This is a genomic window from Aeromicrobium fastidiosum (assembly GCF_017876595.1).
GTDB lineage: Bacteria > Actinomycetota > Actinomycetes > Propionibacteriales > Nocardioidaceae > Aeromicrobium > Aeromicrobium fastidiosum.
In genome coordinates this window covers 2333224-2350693 of sequence record NZ_JAGIOG010000001.1, presented here as the reverse complement: position 1 = coordinate 2350693, position 17470 = coordinate 2333224, and the positions used below count along the sequence as shown (strand labels likewise).

17 protein-coding genes are annotated in these 17470 nt (G+C 71.6%); 5 read left to right on the top strand and 12 right to left on the bottom strand.

The window, feature by feature from the left end:
• Positions 1–12 precede the first annotated feature (12 nt).
• The 3 genes from JOF40_RS11585 to JOF40_RS11575 are packed head-to-tail and all read left to right on the top strand — an operon-like array spanning position 13 to position 3192.
• On the top strand, positions 13–1320 hold the full coding sequence (locus JOF40_RS11585) for a nicotinate phosphoribosyltransferase (protein WP_129185107.1): 1308 nt from the start codon (positions 13–15) through the stop codon (positions 1318–1320).
• Positions 1317–1871 carry an isochorismatase family protein gene (locus JOF40_RS11580; RefSeq protein WP_129185108.1) on the top strand — a complete coding sequence of 185 codons (555 nt, stop codon included), beginning with the start codon at positions 1317–1319 and terminating at the stop codon, positions 1869–1871. The genes JOF40_RS11585 and JOF40_RS11580 overlap by 4 nt, the downstream gene beginning before the upstream one ends.
• 19 nt (positions 1872–1890) lie before the next feature.
• Positions 1891–3192, top strand: coding sequence for a GNAT family N-acetyltransferase (locus JOF40_RS11575; RefSeq protein ID WP_129185109.1), 1302 nt, complete (start codon positions 1891–1893; stop codon positions 3190–3192).
• Here JOF40_RS11575 and JOF40_RS11570 read toward each other — a convergent pair.
• The 8 genes from JOF40_RS11570 to JOF40_RS11535 all read right to left on the bottom strand — a co-directional run bounded on the left by JOF40_RS11570 (position 3189) and on the right by JOF40_RS11535 (position 12979).
• Positions 3189–6137 (bottom strand): esterase-like activity of phytase family protein, encoded by a 2949-nt coding sequence (locus JOF40_RS11570; RefSeq protein ID WP_129185110.1) that lies wholly within the window; start codon positions 6135–6137, stop codon positions 3189–3191. The genes JOF40_RS11575 and JOF40_RS11570 overlap by 4 nt on opposite strands.
• A 108-nt stretch (positions 6138–6245) precedes the next feature.
• On the bottom strand, positions 6246–7274 hold the full coding sequence (locus tag JOF40_RS11565; protein ID WP_246152960.1) for an LLM class flavin-dependent oxidoreductase: 1029 nt from the start codon (positions 7272–7274) through the stop codon (positions 6246–6248).
• A 69-nt stretch (positions 7275–7343) separates the two neighbouring features.
• A complete protein-coding gene (locus tag JOF40_RS11560; RefSeq protein WP_129185112.1) occupies positions 7344–8303 on the bottom strand; it encodes a YncE family protein in 960 nt (319 codons plus the stop codon).
• 66 nt (positions 8304–8369) lie between these two features.
• Positions 8370–9251 carry an oxygenase MpaB family protein gene (locus tag JOF40_RS11555; protein ID WP_129185113.1) on the bottom strand — a complete coding sequence of 294 codons (882 nt, stop codon included), beginning with the start codon at positions 9249–9251 and terminating at the stop codon, positions 8370–8372.
• Between the two features lie 53 nt (positions 9252–9304).
• Positions 9305–10249, bottom strand: a complete 945-nt coding sequence (locus JOF40_RS11550) for an alpha/beta hydrolase (RefSeq protein WP_246152958.1) — start codon at positions 10247–10249, stop codon at positions 9305–9307.
• Positions 10250–10389: 140 nt separating this feature from the next.
• On the bottom strand, positions 10390–12090 hold the full coding sequence (locus tag JOF40_RS11545; protein WP_129185114.1) for a DEAD/DEAH box helicase: 1701 nt from the start codon (positions 12088–12090) through the stop codon (positions 10390–10392).
• Positions 12080–12361 carry a DUF3039 domain-containing protein gene (locus JOF40_RS11540; protein WP_129185115.1) on the bottom strand — a complete coding sequence of 94 codons (282 nt, stop codon included), beginning with the start codon at positions 12359–12361 and terminating at the stop codon, positions 12080–12082. The genes JOF40_RS11545 and JOF40_RS11540 overlap by 11 nt, the downstream gene beginning before the upstream one ends.
• Positions 12362–12430: 69 nt before the next feature.
• Positions 12431–12979, bottom strand: a complete 549-nt coding sequence (locus tag JOF40_RS11535; protein ID WP_129185116.1) for a YqgE/AlgH family protein — start codon at positions 12977–12979, stop codon at positions 12431–12433.
• Positions 12980–13044: 65 nt separating this feature from the next.
• Between JOF40_RS11535 and JOF40_RS11530 the strand changes: the two genes are divergently transcribed.
• On the top strand, positions 13045–13827 hold the full coding sequence (locus tag JOF40_RS11530) for a MerR family transcriptional regulator (protein WP_188111912.1): 783 nt from the start codon (positions 13045–13047) through the stop codon (positions 13825–13827).
• 30 nt (positions 13828–13857) lie between these two features.
• Here the strand turns inward: JOF40_RS11530 and JOF40_RS11525 are convergent, their stop codons facing one another.
• Positions 13858–14370 (bottom strand): hypothetical protein, encoded by a 513-nt coding sequence (locus tag JOF40_RS11525; protein WP_129185118.1) that lies wholly within the window; start codon positions 14368–14370, stop codon positions 13858–13860.
• A gap of 141 nt (positions 14371–14511) precedes the next feature.
• On the opposite strand from JOF40_RS11525, the gene JOF40_RS11520 reads away from it, so the two are divergent.
• Positions 14512–15174, top strand: a complete 663-nt coding sequence (locus JOF40_RS11520) for a TetR/AcrR family transcriptional regulator (protein WP_129185119.1) — start codon at positions 14512–14514, stop codon at positions 15172–15174.
• A 28-nt stretch (positions 15175–15202) separates the two neighbouring features.
• Here the strand turns inward: JOF40_RS11520 and JOF40_RS11515 are convergent, their stop codons facing one another.
• Genes JOF40_RS11515 through JOF40_RS11505 form a run of 3 tightly spaced genes read right to left on the bottom strand, consistent with a single transcriptional unit; the run spans position 15203 to position 17407 of the window.
• Positions 15203–16213: a DUF3048 domain-containing protein gene (locus tag JOF40_RS11515; protein ID WP_188111911.1), complete on the bottom strand. Its 1011-nt coding sequence runs from the start codon at positions 16211–16213 to the stop codon at positions 15203–15205.
• Positions 16214–16268: 55 nt separating this feature from the next.
• Positions 16269–16733 carry a sunset domain-containing protein gene (locus JOF40_RS20365; RefSeq protein ID WP_188111910.1) on the bottom strand — a complete coding sequence of 155 codons (465 nt, stop codon included), beginning with the start codon at positions 16731–16733 and terminating at the stop codon, positions 16269–16271.
• A 2-nt stretch (positions 16734–16735) separates the two neighbouring features.
• Complete coding sequence (locus JOF40_RS11505; protein ID WP_129185121.1) at positions 16736–17407, bottom strand: BON domain-containing protein; 672 nt, start codon at positions 17405–17407, stop codon at positions 16736–16738.
• Positions 17408–17470 lie beyond the last annotated feature (63 nt).

Genomic DNA, 17470 nt, shown 5'->3' with positions numbered 1-17470 from the left:
TAGGCTGGACGGGTGACTGCCACCCGGAGCACCGCGCTGCTGACCGACCGCTACGAGCTCACGATGCTGCAGGCGACGTTGCGCGCCGGCACCGCCGATCGTCACTCGGTGTTCGAGCTGTTCGCGCGCCGACTGTCGGGCGGACGCCGCTACGGTGTCGTCGCCGGCATCGGGCGGGCCCTCGACGCGGTGGCCGACTTCCGATTCGGCGAGGACGAGCTGGCCTGGCTCCGCGACGCCGACGTCGTCGACGCCGAGACCCTCGCCTGGCTGGCCGACTTCCGGTTCTCCGGCAGCATCTGGGGCTACCCCGACGGCGAGATCTACTTCCCGCAGTCGCCCGTCGTGGTCGTCGAGGGGACGTTCGCGGAGTGCGTCGTGCTCGAGACGGTGCTGCTCTCGATCCTCAACCACGACTCGGCGATCGCCACCGCCGCCTCGCGCATGGTCACCGCCGCGGGAGACCGGCCGTGCATCGAGATGGGCTCGCGCCGCACCCACGAGGCGTCCGCCGTGGCCGCAGCCCGCGCCGCCTACGTCGCGGGATTCTCGGCCACCTCCAACCTGGAGGCCGGGCGCACGCACGGCATCCCGACGACCGGCACGAGCGCCCACTCGTTCACGCTGCTGCACGACACCGAGCGCGCTGCGTTCGAGGCGCAGATCGCGTCGCTCGGACCCGGCACGACGCTGCTGGTCGACACGTACGACATCCCCGAGGCGATCCGCACCGCGGTCGACCTCGCCGGCCCCGAGCTGGGCGGCGTGCGACTCGACTCCGGCGATCTCGTGTCGCTGGCGCGGTCGGTCCGCCAGCAGCTCGACGACCTCGGTGCCACGTCGACGCGCATCACCGTCACGAGCGATCTCGACGAGCACGCGATCGCGGCGCTCGCGGTGGCGCCCGTCGACGGCTACGGCGTCGGCACGTCGCTGGTCACGGGATCGGGCGTGCCCACCAGCGGCTTCGTCTACAAGCTCGTGTCGCGGGCCGATGACGACGGCACGATGGTGTCGGTCGCCAAGAAGAGCGCCGACAAGGTGTCGGTGGGCGGCCGCAAGCACGCGGTGCGCCGGCTCGACGTCCACGGACGCGCCCAGGCTGAGGTCATCGGCATCGGATCGGCCCCCCACTCCGACTCGGACGACCGCCCGTTGCTGGTCGAGCTGGTGCGCGACGGCGAGCGCGTCCACCACGACACGCTCGAGGCCGCCCGCGCCCGGCTGCAGTCGGCCCTCGCCGAGCTGCCGGCCGCCGCGCGCCAGCTGTCGAAGGGCGATCCCGTCCTCGACACGGTCTACGAGCAGGAGACCCCATGACCACCGCACTCATCGTCGTCGACGTGCAGAACGACTTCTGCGAGGGCGGCTCGCTGGCCGTCACGGGCGGCGCGCAGGTCGCCGCCGACGTCGCCGAGCTCATCGCCTCGGGCACCTACGAGACGGTCGTCGCGACCCGCGACCACCACATCGACCCCGGCAGCCACTTCTCCGAGACGCCCGACTTCGTCGACTCGTGGCCGCGGCACTGCGTCGTCGGCACCGACGGCGAGCAGCTGCACGCTCCCCTGGAGCCCGGCATGTTCGCCGAGACCTTCTTCAAGGGCGAGTACGAGGCGGCCTACTCGGGCTTCGAGGGGGCTTCGGCGTCGGGCGCGCGGCTGGCCGACTGGCTGCGCGCGGCAGGGGTGGACGCCGTCGACGTCTGCGGCATCGCGACCGACCACTGCGTCCGGGCCACGGCCCTCGACGCCGCCCGCGAGGGCTTCACGGTGCGGGTGCTCGAGGGCCTGACGGCCGCGGTCTCGCCCGACCAGCTCGCCCTCGTCCGCCGGGAGTGGTCGGACGCCGGCGTGGCCGTCGTCCGCTGAGTCGTCGTACGTTGGATCGGTGACCACCCCGCACCTCGACCTGCCGATCGACGAGACCTCACGCGCGCGCCTGGCGACCGACGGTCTCACGCTGCGCATCGTCGACACGTCGAGTCCGGACGACTTCCGCACGTGGTCGGACGCGGTCGACCGGGGGTTTCTCGGGTCCAGCTCACCGGCCGAGCAGACCGAGCAGCGCCGGGCCCGTGTGCAGGACGACCGTCTCGTCGGCGTCTACGACACGACGGCCGCGCAGCCCGAGCAGCCCGTCGCCACGACGCACTGCTGGCCCGCCGACCTGAGCCTCCCCGGAGGTCGGACGCGCACCGCGTGGGCCATCAGCGGCGTGACGGTCTCGCAGACCCACCGGCGTCGCGGCATCGCCCGGGCCATGATCGAGGCCGAGCTGCGCACCGCGGTGGCCCTCGGCCTGCCGGTGGCGATGCTGACGGTCTCGGAGTCGACGATCTACCCCCGATTCGGCTTCTCCCCCGCGGCCTTCGCCCGTGACCTCACGATCTCGACCCGCCGGGTGCGCTGGACCGGCGCCGAGACATCCGGCCGGGTGCACCACGTGACGCCCGAGCAGCTGCGGCACGTCGGTCACGCGATCGCGGATCGGACGTTCCGGGCCACGCCGGGCGACGTCGCGACCCCCGACGCGAGCCACCTGTGGCTGCGACGCATCGGGCTGGGCGTCGGCGACGACGAGTCGGCCAAGAAGCTGCGGCTCGTGCGCTTCGACGACCAGCACGGCGCGCCTCAGGGCTTCGCGGCCTTCCACCTCGAGGAGGATGCCGCCGACGTCACCGACCACACTCTCGTGGTCGACACCATGGTCGCCGCGACGCCCGAGGCCTACGCCGCCCTGTGGCGGTTCGTGCTCGAGACGGACCTCGTCTCGACGGTCAAGGCCCATCTTCGCCCCGTCGACGAACCGCTGCGCTGGATGATCGACGACTTCCGCGCCGTCCACGTCGACGAGCGAGACCACCTGTGGCTGCGCATCCTCGACGTGCCCGCGGCGCTGACGGCGCGCTCGTACTCGGTCGCCGACCACATCGTCCTGCGCGTCGACGACCCGCTCGGGCACGCCGACGGCACGTTCGGGGTGACGACCGACGAATCCGGCGGATGCACCGTCGCGCCGAACGGCGACGTGCCTGACGCCACGATGACGGTCAACGCCCTCGGTTCGCTGCTGCTCGGCGGGGTGCCGGCGCGCACCCTCGTCGCGACCGGGGCGGTCACGGGCGACGCAGAACGGCTCGACCGGCTGTTCCACTCGCCGGTCGAGCCGTTCCTCAGCACCTGGTTCTAGCGGCGCACGCGCACCCGGTCGATCGCGGACGTGGACGGGGCCGCGGTCGCCGATCCGACGTAGACCGCGCGCAGGGCACGGCGACCCGTCGACGTGAGCTTGACCGACACGGTGCGGGTCGCCCCGCTGACCGTCAGCGTCTTGACGACCTTGTTGCCGTCCTTGATCTGCACGCGACCGGTCGGGGTGAACCCCGTGCCGGTGACTGTGACCTTCGCCGTCACCTTCGAGCCCTTGCGAGCCGAGCGCTTGGCGACCGACAGCCGGGTCGACGTGGCCCCCTTGGCGACCGTGAGGCTCACCGGCGCACTGGCGCTGGCCGGCGTCCGCGGGCCGCCCGCGTACTCCGCGACGAGGGTCAGCGACCCGACCCGCAGGCCCGACAGCGTCACCTGGGCGGTGCCGTCCTGCACCGTGCCACGTCCGACCACGGTGCTGCCGTCCTTGATCGTCACGGGCCCCGAGGGCACGATGCCCTTCGCGCCCGAGACCGCCACCGTCACGGTCGGCTTCTGGCCGTATGCCGTGGACGGCGACGACAGCGACAGCGTCGTGGTGCCGCGCAGCTGGTCGCCGAAGGCGTCGACGGCCCGTCCGAGTCGCAGGAAGTCCGTCTCGCCCGTCGCGTCCTTCAGGCCGTCGTTGTCGGTGACGGCGTAGAGGGCACCGTCCGCAGCGATCGTGAAGCCCTCGAGCTTCTCCTGCGTCCAGCCGTTGGTCGCCCGCAGCGCCGGGAGCACGTCGATCGCGAGCTTCTTGTCCAGGACCGGCAGCTCGCCGTTCTTCGGGTCCGTCGACGGGAGGTCGACGGTGTAGATGCGCTTGTTGCGGGCGTTCGGCCCGTTGAGCTTGTCGCGCTCGATGACCGCGAGGGTGTCGTCGTCGACCGCCGTGATCTCCGACAGGCCGACCCAGTCGCTGCCGTCGCGCTGCGGGTTCTCGAGCTGGTACCCGAACCAGTGCCAGCTCTTGTCGCTCACGTCGTAGCGTCCGATGCGGACGACGTTGTCGCCGTCGACCGTCTCGGTCTGGTCGTTGACGTCGGTCCACAGCTGACGCTGCAGGGCGACGAACACGTGCTCGCCCTTCGCGTCGTTGGTGGCCGTGATGCCCTCGAGGCCCCAGTTCTTGATGTGCGACGTGATGCTCGTCGGCAGCGTGACGGTCTCCTGCACGGCCCCGTCGGCGTCGGTGCGGTGCAGCACGTTGCCGGCACCGGTCGCGCCCTCGTTGGCGAGCCAGAAGCCGCCCTGGGGGCGGGCGAAGATCCCCTCGATGTCGAGGTCGACGCCCACACCGTCCTTCGTGACGGGCAGCGCCCGGGTGATGCGTGCGGGCGTCGCGGCGACGTCGACCGTGAAGATCTGGCCCGGCTTGAGCACCGAGTCGGACGCCGCGTAGATCGTGCTCGCGTCGCCGGGCTTGGCACTCAGGGCACCCAGCGCGCTCCAGCCGATCGGGTTGCCGGCGACGTCGTCCGAGACGATCGACGGGAACGTGTCGGGTCCGTCGCCCAGCTGGTAGAGGCTGACGCTGGCGCGCACGTTGGTGGCCGCCGTGTCGGTCTCGCTCGAGACCGCCAGCAGGTCGCGGCCGGGGATCGGCAGGATGCCCTCGGGCCCGTTCGTGGCGGGCAGGATCTGCCGGAACACCGGCGCGGACGCATCGGAGATGTCGTAGACCGCGACGAAGTTGCTGCGCTCGGAGCCCACGAACGCGTACTTCGTGCCCCCGACGGTCGCGATCGACAGTCCCTCGGGCTCCGGACCCTTCTTGCCGGCCCGGTCGTCGTTGTAGAGGCCGTGCTTGACGGCGATCTTCTCGAAGCTGCTGCCGGCGTCCCAGACGACCGAGCCGTCGGTCGCGTCGAACACCGACCAGCCACGCGAGCCACCCTTCCAGTCGCCCTCGTTCGCCGTGGCGACGTGCGTGTCGTCGACCCAGCCGATCGCGTCGGGCTCCCGGACGACGTTCGTCAGCGAGTCGGTCAGCGAGATCTTGCCGTCCTTCTTGGTATCGAATCCGCTGGCCGTGACCGCGCCGGCCGAGAACACCTTCTCGATCGCGCGGGTCGCCAGGTCGATCACGACGATGCCGTTGTTCTCCTGCAGCGTCAGCGCCAGCTTGTTCTTGCTGTTGATCGAGACGTACTCAGGCTCGGGGTCGGTCGGCTCGACGATCTTGGCGTCGACGAACGACGGCAACGCCGAGCCGTCGTCGTTGACCAAGTCGATCCTGTGCGCGACCCAGTCGGCGGGAGACGCACCGGCGAGGTCGACGACCTGCACGAAACCGGCGGGCAGCTGCGGAAGGTCGCCCTTGGCCTTGCCCGAGGGCGCGAGCTCCTCGTCGCGCTGGTTCTCGATCGCGATCGCGGCGTACGACTCGTCGGCGCTGATGTCGATCGAGTCGGGCTGGCCGTCCAGCTCGATGCTGCGGATGCGCTTGGAGTCCGAGAGGCGGACGACGTCGAGGCGTCCGGACGGCTTCGCGAAGCTCTCGCTCGTGTCGACCACCACGAGGACGTACGTGCCGACCACGGCGACCGACGTGGGCTGGTCATCGGTGTCGCCGAGCTTGGCCAGCGAGAGGCTGCCCGCTCCCACGGGTGCCTTCGGGTCGGTGATGTCGAGGAAGCCGATGCGCTTGCCGAGCGCGTCGGTGTAGACCAGCGTGCGGCCGTCCTTCGACACGTCGGAGATCTCGGCGACCGTCGCGGACGAGGCGGCGACGTCCTTGGGCAGGTTCTTGTAGACCGGGTAGGTGGCCGTGCGGTGGAACGACTGGCCCGCCGCGGCGTCCGACGGGGCGGCGGTGGCACCGGTGGCCGGCAGGACGGCTGCGGCGAGTGCCCCGGCGGCCACGCCGACGAGGGCGGGACGGCCGATGGACCGCACGACGAGTGCGAGGCGCGACGGGCGCGCGGGCAGGGGGGTTCGTGACATGGGTCAGACCCTGTCGGGCGCACGACAACGCCCGTCCACCGTCGGGTGAACGGGCGTCGACGTGCCGGAGAACTCGCCGGTGTGCGGGCGATCAGCCCCGCGGCACCGTCACAGCAGCTCCTTGGCCAGCAGCTCGAGCGTCCGCTCGCGGCCCGGGGCCGTGCGCGGGTCGGTGCCGCGGTGCGCCGACGCGATGGGGTTGACCATGACCTCGTCGACGCCGAACTGCTCGGCCAGGTCGCGCAGCTGCGCGGCGGCACCGGCCGGTGTGCCGACGACGGCGCGGCCGTACGCGTCGTCGATGATCGCCTGCACCTGCGGGTGCTGCGCCGGGACGCCCTGGGCGTCCTCGACGAGCTCGAGAGCGGTCAGCGGCTGGCCGGTGCGCAGCCGCGACATCATGTGCATGTTGGGCAGGGCGAGCGCCCGCGCCTCCTCGTCGGTGTCGGCCACCGCCGCGTTGACCGTCAGGAACGTGACGGGCTCGGGCGCGAGGTCGCTCGGCTGGAACTCGCGGCGGTAGACCGCGAGCGCCTCGGCCGTCCCGTGCCCCGAGAAGTGGTGCGCGAAGACGTAGGGCAGCCCCTTGGCCGCGGCCAGGTGGGCGGAGTACATCGACGAGCCGAGCAGCCACATGCGCGGCTCCGAGGCCGCGGCGGGCGTCGCCTTGAGGACGTAGTCCTGTCGCGGCACGGCGACGCGCACGCCCTTGGTGCCCATCAGCGCCACGACGTCGTCGAGGTACTGCGGGAACTGCTCGATGTCGGTGTCGTCGCGGCCCGCGGCACCGCGCAGGGCCATCGACGTGACGGGGTCGGAGCCCGGTGCGCGGCCGATGCCGAGATCGATGCGGCCGGGCGTGGCAGCCTCCAGCAGCGCGAACTGCTCGGCGACGGCGAGCGGCGCGTGGTTGGGCAGCATGACGCCACCGGAGCCGAGCCGGATGCGGTCGGTGTGCGCGCCGAGGATGCCGATCAGCACCGGCGGAGAGGTGGCGGCGACGGCCGGCATGTTGTGGTGCTCGGCCACCCAGAAACGGGTGAAACCGGACCGGTCGGCGACCTGCGCGAGCGAGATCGTCGACGCCACGGCGTCGCTCGTGGTCTGGTCGGTGCGGACGGGGACGAGATCGAGCACGGAGAGCCTCACACGGGGTTCAACGCCCTCGCGGCCCGGAACCTTCCCCGCCCGCACCGTTCGGATGCCTCAGCGCGCTGGTGCGCGGGTGATCCAGTAGGTCGCCGTCTGGGGCGCGGGGGTGCCGAAGCGGGCGTTGACCGCGAACAGCGAGCCCTTCACGAGCGCGACGGTCGAGGGCACGTCGACGTCCGACGCGAAGTCGCGGCGACCGATCGTGTCGACGACCCGGGCCGAGCGCGCCTTCGCACCGACCGACAGGACCCGGATGCGGTTGTCGCGGTTCTGGACGACGTACAGCGTGTTGCCGGGCCCGGGCTCGAGGCCGTCGCCGTTGACGAACGTCGTGCCGCCGGTGCGGACCCTGGTCGTCCGTCCCGACCGCGGGTCGATCGTGAACAGGCGGCCGGTGTTGCTCTGCACCGCCACGAGGGTGCCCCGGACGCTGGCGATGCCGTTGAGGTTGTTGCCCTCGGCGAGTCGCAGGTCGCCCTTCAGCGACCGCGTCGTGGCGCGCCACGCGGCGGGCAGCCTCGTGGTGCGGGTCGAGAGCGGGACGACCAGCAGCTCACGGCTCAGGGAGTCGGTCGCGTACACCGCGGTCGGGGTCACCACGACGTCGTTGACGAAGCGGTCGCCCTCGCTCGGGAACCTGTAGGTGCGCAGCAGCTTGCCCGTGTCGGCGTCCTGGGCGCGCAGCTCCTTGCCCGCTCCCCCGGCGACCCACAGGACGTCGCGCCGGGTGTCGTGGTCGAGGCCGACGGCGATGCGGCCCGGCGATCCCGCGAACGTCCGTCGCTTGCCGGTGCGGAGGGTGATCTTCTGGATGGCTCCGTCGGCCCGGGAGCCCGAGAACAGGCTCGTGCCGTCGGTCGTGATGCCCTCGGGCAGCCAGCCGTCGGGCAGCTCGATGCGGTCGGGCGTCGACGACGAGCGGTCGGACGGTGCGGCCTGGGCCGGCGCACCGCCCACGGACAGGGCGAGGGCGGCGGCGAGGCCGAGGGCGAGGACGGGAGTGGTGCGCTTCACGGGGGCTCCTGGAGATGGGGACCCCTCCATCGTGCGGTGCCTCGCGAGGACCGCAACCCGGTTCCGCTAGACGCGTCCCGGCTCGGCGTCGTCGACCGGCATCGTCGCCGGGAACGTGCCGAGCCGCTCGACCATGAACCCGCCGGGGTACGACCTGACGCGGTGCGTGTCGCTCAGCAGCGAGGCGTTGCGGCGGGGCGGGAAGAAGCGGATGACCCGGCCGCGTGCCGCGAGGGAGCCGTGGGCGAGCCGCGACATGAGGCGCGACGGACGCGGGTACTCGAACGTCGCGCGCAGGTGGTCGTCGAGCAGCGCGATCGCGAACCGGCGCATGACGCGGTGCAGGGGACGCGGGTAGAACGTCACGAACAGGTCGAGCGTCGAGTCGGCGACGGCCCTGGCCTTCGCGTCGAACACGTAGGTCTCGCGCTCGTAGGCGTCCATCAGGTCGGAGAACCCCTCGAAGTCGTCCGGCACGTCCTGGATGCCCATGAGGCGTCCGAGTCGCTGGTAGTAGCGGACGACGGCGGTCCTCTCGGCCTCGAGGAGCGACCGCCAGCCGTAGCGCTCGATCCACCGCACGGGAGTGACGACGAACGTCGCGAGCACGTAGCGCATGTCGTCGTTGCTGATGTCGTAGCTGCCGTGCATCTGGTTCATGCGGCGCACCCCGGCCCGGCCGTCGGGTGACTCCAGGCCCTTCTCGGCGATCGTCTCCAGCACCAGCACGGTGTCGTCGTGCCGCTTCTGCACCGAGCCGGTGAACTCACCCGTGTCGAACAGCAGCCGGCCGACCGTCGGGACGGCGTACGTGCGGAACAGCGCGAAGCTCAGGGCCTGCTGGGAGTCCCACGGGAACTCGTGCATCGACGTGATGCGCACGATCTGCTCGTGGTCGGTCTCGGGGTCGAGCCGAGCGATCTGCTGCTGCCAGTGATGTCGCCTCATGGCCGGACACTACCGTGACAGTGTCGCTGTCACAATGGTTCGGGCGGTGCTGGTCAGAGCACCTCGCGCAAGAAGTCGACGATGTCGTCGAGCGCCCGGCCCGCCACCGGCACGACGCCCGGCAGGCTCATGAAGCCGTGGATCGCGCCGTCGTACTCGACGTAGCGCACCGGCACGCCGGCCTCGACCAGCGCGTCGCGGTAGTGCGTGCCGTTGTCGCGCAGCGGGTCGAGCTCGGCGGTCAGGATGAAGGCCTTCGGCAGGTCGGCGTGCGACGCGGCCCGGATCGGCGACGCCCGGACGTCCTCGGTGCCGTGCTGGTCGCCGAGGTACAGCCGCACGAAGGCGCGCATGTTGGCCGAGGTCAGCACGGGCGCATCAGCGTAGAGGTCCTCGGACGGCCACCGGTCGTACATCTCGACGCCCGGGTAGATCAGCACCTGGGCACGGATCGCCGGACCGCCGGCGTCACGGGCCAGCAGCGACACGACCGCGGCGAGATTGCCGCCCGCGCTGTCGCCCATCACGGCGAGGCGCTCGGGGGCGATGCCGAGCTCGTCGGCGTGCTCGACGACCCACGCCACGGCGTCGCGGGCGTCGTCGACGCCTGCCGGGAAGGGGTGCTCGGGTGCCAGCCGGTAGCTCGGCGTCACGACCACGACCCGGTTGCGCACCGCGATGCGGCTCGACAGCCAGGCCGACTGCTCAGGATTGCCCTGCACCCAGCCCCCACCGTGGAAGTTGACGACGACCGGCAGAGGCCCGATCGCGTCCTTCGGACGGTGCACCAGCGCGCGCGAACCATTGCCGACGACGATCTCGTCCTGCACGGCCCCCGCGTCGACACGCCCGAAGATCACACCGCCGACGGCCGACCGTTGCAGCTTCGCGCGCTTGGCCCGGTGGGCCGGGAGGTCGACAACCTCCTCGATCCCCTTCTCGGACAGCTTGAGCAGACGGCTGAAGACGCGCGTGCGCAGCGCCATGGATGAGGTCACCGCGCGAGCCTAGCCCCCGTCCGGGCGGTGGATCCTCCAAGGAATGCCGCAGAGCGGTGACTTCTCCACCGTAAGACCGGCCAGTTCGCCTCAGACGGTGGAGAAAGCACCGCCGCGCGGGGACGGAACGGACGCGAAGCCTAGCCGGACGCCTTGAGGGCCCAGGTCCGCAGCGCGTCGATGCGCTGCTGCAGCTCGGCCGACGAGGCCTGCGCTGCCGGCGGCCCACCGCACTGGGCGCGCAGCCGGCTGTGGGTGACCCCGTGCGGAGCACCCGTGCGGTGGTGCCATGCCCCGACCAGCGCCTGCAGCTCACGCCGCAGCTCGCCGCGCTTCTCGAAGGCGACGTCGGCGGCGGGGGCCGCGGGCTCGGCCGCTTTCTTGGCCTCGGCACGCTTGGCCCGCGACGTGCGCAGCAGCTCGGCGACCTGGGACGGGTCGAGCAGCCCGGGGATGCCGAGGAAGTCGAGCTCGCCCTCGTCGTCGGACAGCGAGTCGTAGCCGAACTCGCCGCCGTCGTAGACGAGCCGGTCGAACGAGGCGTCGCTGGCCAGGGCGCGGTACTCCCCCAGCAGGTTCTCGGACGCCCCCTGGTCCTCCTGCGCCTTGGCGATCAGCTCGGCCTCGGCGGCGAACAGGTCGTCCTCGTCCTTGACGGGCCGTCCAACGACGTGGTCGCGCTGCGTCTCGAGGTCGGAGGCCAGGGCCAGCAGCCGGGGCACGCTCGGCACGAAGATCGACGCCGTCTCGCCCTTGCGGCGGGCGCGGACGAATCGTCCGACGGCCTGTGCGAAGTACAGCGGCGTGGAGGTCGTCGTGGCGTAGACGCCGACCGAGAGCCGCGGGATGTCGACGCCCTCGCTGACCATGCGCACCGCGACCATCCACGGGTCCATCCCGGCCGAGAACTCGGCGATCTTGGCGCTGCTGCCCGGCTCGTCGGACAAGACGACGGTGGGCGCCGAACCCGTGATCTCGGCCAGCACGGCGGCGTAGGCCCGGGCGCTGTCCTGATCGCTGGCGATGACCAGCCCGCCGGCGTCGGGAACGTGCCGCCGCACCTCGACGAGCCGCGTGTGGGCGGCGGTCAGCACCTCGGGGATCCACGATCCGTTGGGGTCGAGCGCGGTGCGCAGCGCCTGCGCCGTGGCGGCGCGGTCGAGCGGCTCGCCCAGGCGCGCCGCGACCTCGTCGCCGGCCCGCGTGCGCCAGTGCATCTGCCCCGAGTAGGCCATGAACAGCACGGGACGCACGACGCCGTCCTTGAGCGCGTGCCCGTAGCCGTAGGAGTAGTCGGCGACGCTGACCTTCGAGCCGTCGACCTGCGGGGCGTAGGTGACGAACGGGATGGGGTTGTCGTCGGACCGGAACGGCGTGCCCGTCAGCTGCAGGCGCCGCACGGCGGGCTCGCAGGCCTCCTGCACGCCGTCGCCCCACGTGAGGGCGTCGCCCGCGTGGTGCACCTCGTCCATGATGACCATCGTCGAGCGGTGCTCGATGCGGTTGCGGTACGCATTGGGGTTGACCGCGATGCCGGCGTAGGTGACCGCGAAGCCCTGGAACCCGGCTCCGAGAACGCCGCGGCTGGGCAGCGCGGGGTCGATCATGATGCCGATGCCGGCGGCAGCGAGCGCCCACTGCGTCTTGAGGTGGTCGGTCGGCGTGACGATCACGACCCGTTCGACGATGCCGCGGGCGAGCAGGTCGGCGGCGATGGTCAGCGCGAACGTCGTCTTGCCGGCACCGGGCGTGGCGACGGTCAGGAAGTCGCTCGGTTGCTTGCGCTGGTAGAGGTCGAACGCCTCTCGCTGCCAGACCCGGAGGTGCTGGCTACGCGTCACCCGAGCCGTCCCCCTCGTCGCCCTTGTCCATGCTCTCCCAGATGTCCTTGCACTCGGGGCACACCGGGAAGCGCTCCGGATCTCGACTCGGCGTCCAGACCTTGCCGCACAGGGCGATGACGGGCGTGCCCATGACCATCGCCTCGGTCAGCTCGTCCTTGGGGACGTAGTGCGAGAACTTCTCGTGATCGCCCTCCTCGGTGCGCTGGTCGACACGCTCGTCGGTGCGCTCGTCGAGAGCCGTCTGCGAACCACGTTGGAAGAAAGCCACGGCCTGAGTCTAACGACCCGGGCCGACCCTTCCTAGTCGGCGGAGGCTAGTCGGCGGACGGGTCGTCGGCTAGTTGGTCGACGGGTCGTCGGGGAACGTCGTCCAGAACCGGACGTCGCCCTCCTGGCGTCGCAGGACGTCGCGCCACAGCGACTCCGGCCGCGGCGACACGAGGTCGCGATCGTCGGCGTCGACCACGAGCCAGGCACCCTCCGCGAGCTCGTCGTCGAGCTGGCCCGGTGCCCAGCCGGCGTACCCCGCGAAGACGCGCAACCCCGCCAGCGAGCCGCACGGCGGCACCGGTCCGTCGAGGTCGACCAGCCCCACCCGTCCCGCCATGGGTCGCCATCCCACAGGCGGCACCGTGCCCGAGACCAGACCGACGGCGAGGGCTGAGTCGCTGCCGACGGGTCCGCCGTCGAACAGGCACACCGGCGCGTCGACGAGATCGGCCCAGTCGGGCAGGACGTCCTCGACGTCGGCGAGCAGGGGTCGGTTGACGATGACGCCCAGGGTGCCGTCTGCGTCGTGGTCGAGCACGAAGACGACGCTGCGACAGAAGGGCCCCGACTCGATCGCCGGGGTCGCCACCAGCAGCCTGCCGATCAGCTCCGCCATGTCGTCCATCATGCCCCCGCCGTGCTTGGCGTGGTGGGATGACGGGCGCGGCCTATGATTCGACCATGCCCGCCGAACCGACCTCCGCCGAGGAGACCGCTCCTCAGGAGTACACCGTCGACGAGCTGGCGGCGCGCGCGCAGATGACGGTGCGCAACGTGCGGGCGTACGCCGGCCGGGGGCTCATCGAGGCACCACGCCTCGCGGGCCGCACGGGCTACTACAACCGCGAGCACCTGCAGCGGCTGCAGCTCATCCGCCAGCTGCTCGAGCGCGGGTTCACCCTCGCGGCCATCGAGAAGGCCATCCAGAGCACTCCGCAGGGAGCAGCGGCCCACACGCTCGACCTCATGGCGATCCTCGACCTGCCCGAGGCCGACGAGGCCGAGATCATGCCGCGCGACGATCTCGCGGCGCTGGCCGGTGTGGCCCGCGACTCCACCCTGGTCGACTCGCTCGTCGAGGTGGGCCTCGTCGAGACGCTCGAGGGCGATCGCGTGCGGCTCGTCGAGCCTGCCGTGGTGCGGGCCGGGGCAGCCGCGGTCACCATGGGACTTCGGCCCGAGACCGTCATCGGGTTGTTCCCGACGCTGCAGCACCACCTGAGGGCCATCACCGACACCTTCGTGCGCGACGTCGCCGCCGAGCTCATCCAGCCGTTCGTCGACGCGGGGTTCCCCGAGGACCAGTGGGAGCACATCATCGCCCTGGTGGACGGCCTGCTGCCCATCGCGAGCCAGGTGACGCTGGGCGTGTTCCGCAGTGAGTTCCGTCAGTCGATCGACGCCGAGATCGGCGAGCAGATCACCGGCCTGGCCGCGCGACGACCCGAGGGCGGGGTCGCCTGACCTGAGCGCGGCCTGGTGGGCTGACGCTTATCAGGCCGCGATGGCGTTGCGCAGGCGCGTCATCAGGCTGGGACGCGAGTCGTCCGGCACGACGACGGGTGCGGCAGCCACCTCGTCGCGCGCGGCGTCCTGGATGCGCTGACCGTGGGCGGCCAGCGCGGCACCGTGCGCGGGAGCACCGGCTGAGAGCGCCAGGTACGACAGCTCCTTGGCGAAGGCCTTGCGCAGGGCGGGCTCGTCGCGGTGCGCGTCGAGCAGCGCGCGAGCGCCCGGGAGGTCGGCGGCGGCGTTGACCCACGCCGTGACGGGCACCATCTCGGGCGAGTCGTGGCTGTCGGACAGCAGACGGTCCATCTGGCCGCTGAGGCGCTGGAACCACGTCATCTGCAGCTCGAACAGCAGGTCGGTGTCGGTCGGGAAGGCCTCGCGGGCGTTCTCGACGGTCTCGAAGAGGTCGGTGATCGTGACGTCGCGGCGCCGGTCGGCGATGGCGAGCATCTCGCGGAGGGTTTCCTTGCGACGGTTGTAAGCATCCCAGGTCATGGTGGTGCTCCTTTCTGATCCGTCGGACCGAAGTTCCATACTCTCGGTACGTACTCTCAGTATGTTGTCGACCATGGGTCTTGGCAAACCTCCGGGTTGTGATTCGGCGCACGAGATGGGCGTCACCGTAGACTTGGGCGCATGTCCCACCCAGCACGCGTGACCAAAAGCGTCCTGCGCACCGCCCGCAAGACCACCAAGACCTCACGCAGGCAGGACTACTCGTCCAGCACGAAGCGCGCCCTGCTCGACAGCGCGACGGCCCTGTTCACCGATCACGGCTATGCCGGCACCTCGCTCGACGAGGTCGTCGCGGCCGCCCGGGTCACCAAGGGTGCGCTCTACCACCACTTCCCGAGCAAGCTCGCGCTGTTCGAGAACGTCTTCCTGCGCGTGCAGGAGCGCACGACGGCCGACATCGAGAAGGCCATCAAGGCGACCAAGGACCCGTGGGAGCGCGCGCAGATCGGGCTCGACAAGTTCCTCGAGGTCTGCCGTGAGCCGCAGTTCCGACGCATCTGCATGCAGGAGGGCCCCGTCGCCCTCGGCCACGAGCGCTGGCAGGAGGCCGAGAAGGCCGCGTCGTACGGCATCGTGCGCGGGGCCGTCGACGACCTGCTGGCCGATCTCGGCGACGTCGAGCAGCTCGGCGAGGCGTTCACCGCGGTGTTCTACGGTGCGATCCGCTCGGCGTCGGAGTACGTGGCCGACGCCGAGGACCCCGATGCCGCGAGCGAGGACGTCCAGGCCTCGATCGGCGCGCTGCTCGCCGGGCTGCGGATGATGCCCGCGCACGGTGCTTGATCACGTCGGTGCCTGAGGCCCCCCGGCATCAGCCCAGCGTGACCGAGCCGGCGCCCTTGGGCACCAGCTCGATGAAGACCTTGCCCGGGTCGATCGTGTAGGCGGAGCCGTCGTCGGCCGTGAACGTCAGCGGCTCGTCGAGGCTCGGCTTCTTCCAGGTCACGGTGTCGACCTGTCCGCCGTGGAAGACCATTGCCTCACCCTTGCCCTCGAACACCGTCTCGGGCACGGGGTTGCCGGCCGGATCGGTGTAGCCGGCGTCGCCCACCCGCGCGAAGACGACGATCATGCTGTCGGCCTTGAAGTCCTTGCCGGGTGCCGCGTGCCCGTTGGTGCGCTGCCACTTCGCGCCGTCGAGCTTCCAGCTCGTCGACGTCGCGTTGGAGAAGCGGACGGTCGCGGTGGTCGCGGGCTTGCCCGTCGCGGTGCGGGCTGCCGCGCCAGCAGGAGTCCAGGGCAGGTAGGTGTTCTTGATGGTCTTGCGCTTGGCCTCCTTCGCGATCGTCTTGAGGTTGATCAGACGGTTGTAGGGGCGGTACTTGGCCGGGTCGCTGCTGAACCCGGGTGAGCCGGCGTCCTCGGAGAAGACCTTGATGCCGGCGTTCTCGACCTTGTTGTAGGCACCGTTGGCACCGCCCGACGCCACGATCTGGCCCTTGACCGGGCCCGCGATGCCGATGTCGCTGGTGCGCAGCGACCGGACGTGCCCCACCTTCGACGGGATGCTCGAGTAGAAGAACGCCGCGAGGCGGGTGAGTCCGCCCTCTACGAGCTCCTCCATCACGAGATCGGCCTTGTCGAGGCCGTACTGCGGGGCACCCGCGGACGTGTTCTCGATCTTGACGACGAACACCGGGTTGGCCGGCCGCCCCTTGGTCATCGGCTTGCCCGTCAGCGGCGACAGCTCGACCGCGGGGGCCGCCGACGTCGGCGACGCATCGGGCGCGTCCGGCTTCTTCTGGTCGTCGGACGACGAGGACGAGCAGGAGGACAGGGCCAGGGCGGTGACGGACACCACCACGATCGAGCGCAGCTTCATGCGGACAGCATGCCGCACCGCGCACCGCCGGCGACGGTGCCACTCTGCGTAGGTGTCAGCCGTTCTTGGGCCGGCGGAAGCCGGCTGCCTCGGCCGCCTCGGCGCTCGTGAACCAGAACGCCGCGGTCGTGCGGGCGTAGGCGGGGCTCGACGGTGCGTGGTAGATCTTCGAGCTGCGGCTGACCTTGACGACGTGGTCGGCCGAGGGGGCCGAGCCGTCGGCCAGCGGCAGCGCCGACCCGGGGTGGGGGCCGGGGTGGGGGCCGGGGACGATCGCGAGGGCATCGTCAGGTGCCGGGTCGGGGGTGGGCTCCGGCGTCGGAGCGACGGGCTCGGACGCCCGCTCCGGCGCAGCGGGCTCCGACAGCGGGGTCGGTGCGGGAGCCGGCTTCGGCAGGGGGGCGACATCCCGCGGACGCGAGCGCAGCACGAGCTCGCGAGCCATCCAGCCGAGGGCGAAGCCCAGAGCTGCTGCGACGGCGAGCCAGACGGCGATCTCGCCGATCGTGTAGCCCGACATCATCACGACCCCTTCCGGGCCGGGCTGACGACCCGCAGCACGTCGACCAGCTCGAGATCGGGCAGCGCCCCGGCGACGTCCCGCGCGACGATCCGGCGCGTCGCGACGTCGGCGACCTGCCCGCCCAGCGTCACGGTGCCGTCGCCGCGGATCTCCAGCGCGAGCCCCTCGACGCCCGCCGCCGCCTCGAGCGCTGCCGGCACCTGCGCGGCCCACGGCGCACCGGCGACCGCAGCGTCGACCCGCACGTCGCCCGTGACGGTCGTGCGCAGCACCGTGGCGACGGCCACCTTGAGCGCGGCCGCATCGTCGGGCGACCTCACGGTGCCGCTGATCTGCACGTCGTCCCCCGCCCGGTCGAGCTCGAAGCGGGCCTCCCCTGGCACCGCGGGCCGGTCGTCGCGCACGGTGTCGACGCGCCGGACGCCGGGCATCGCGCGGACCACCTCGCTCGCCAAGCGCGCCTCCACGTCGTTGCCGCCCTCGAGCGTCGCCTCGCGACCCCTGAAGTCGACCTGCACGTCGGCCAGGTCGGCCGCCGCCAGAGCCGTGCGCGAACGATCCGCGAGATCGGCGGCGACCGATGCCGACCCCAGCACGGAGCCGGCGGCCACGACGGCGACGAGACACGCGGCCACCACGATCATCAGGCGCTTGAGCGAGCGGTCGGTCACGGAGCGGGATCTCCCGGGCTAGATCGGCACGACGAAGAGTCCACCGTACCCGTCGCCCGCCGG

Excerpts from the sequence above, each read along its gene's own strand:
- JOF40_RS11535 (WP_129185116.1), bottom strand. The coding sequence starts at position 12,979 with ATGGCGGAGCTGATCGGCAGGCTGCTGGTGGCGACCCCGGCGATCGAG.
- JOF40_RS11570 (WP_129185110.1), bottom strand. The coding sequence starts at position 6,137 with ATGTCACGAACCCCCCTGCCCGCGCGCCCGTCGCGCCTCGCACTCGTC.
- JOF40_RS20365 (WP_188111910.1), bottom strand. The coding sequence starts at position 16,733 with ATGTCGGGCTACACGATCGGCGAGATCGCCGTCTGGCTCGCCGTCGCA.
- JOF40_RS11515 (WP_188111911.1), bottom strand. The coding sequence starts at position 16,213 with ATGAAGCTGCGCTCGATCGTGGTGGTGTCCGTCACCGCCCTGGCCCTG.
- JOF40_RS11520 (WP_129185119.1), top strand. The coding sequence starts at position 14,512 with ATGTCCCACCCAGCACGCGTGACCAAAAGCGTCCTGCGCACCGCCCGC.
- JOF40_RS11555 (WP_129185113.1), bottom strand. The coding sequence starts at position 9,251 with ATGAGGCGACATCACTGGCAGCAGCAGATCGCTCGGCTCGACCCCGAG.
- JOF40_RS11525 (WP_129185118.1), bottom strand. The coding sequence starts at position 14,370 with ATGACCTGGGATGCTTACAACCGTCGCAAGGAAACCCTCCGCGAGATG.
- JOF40_RS11530 (WP_188111912.1), top strand. The coding sequence starts at position 13,045 with ATGCCCGCCGAACCGACCTCCGCCGAGGAGACCGCTCCTCAGGAGTAC.
- JOF40_RS11580 (WP_129185108.1), top strand. The coding sequence starts at position 1,317 with ATGACCACCGCACTCATCGTCGTCGACGTGCAGAACGACTTCTGCGAG.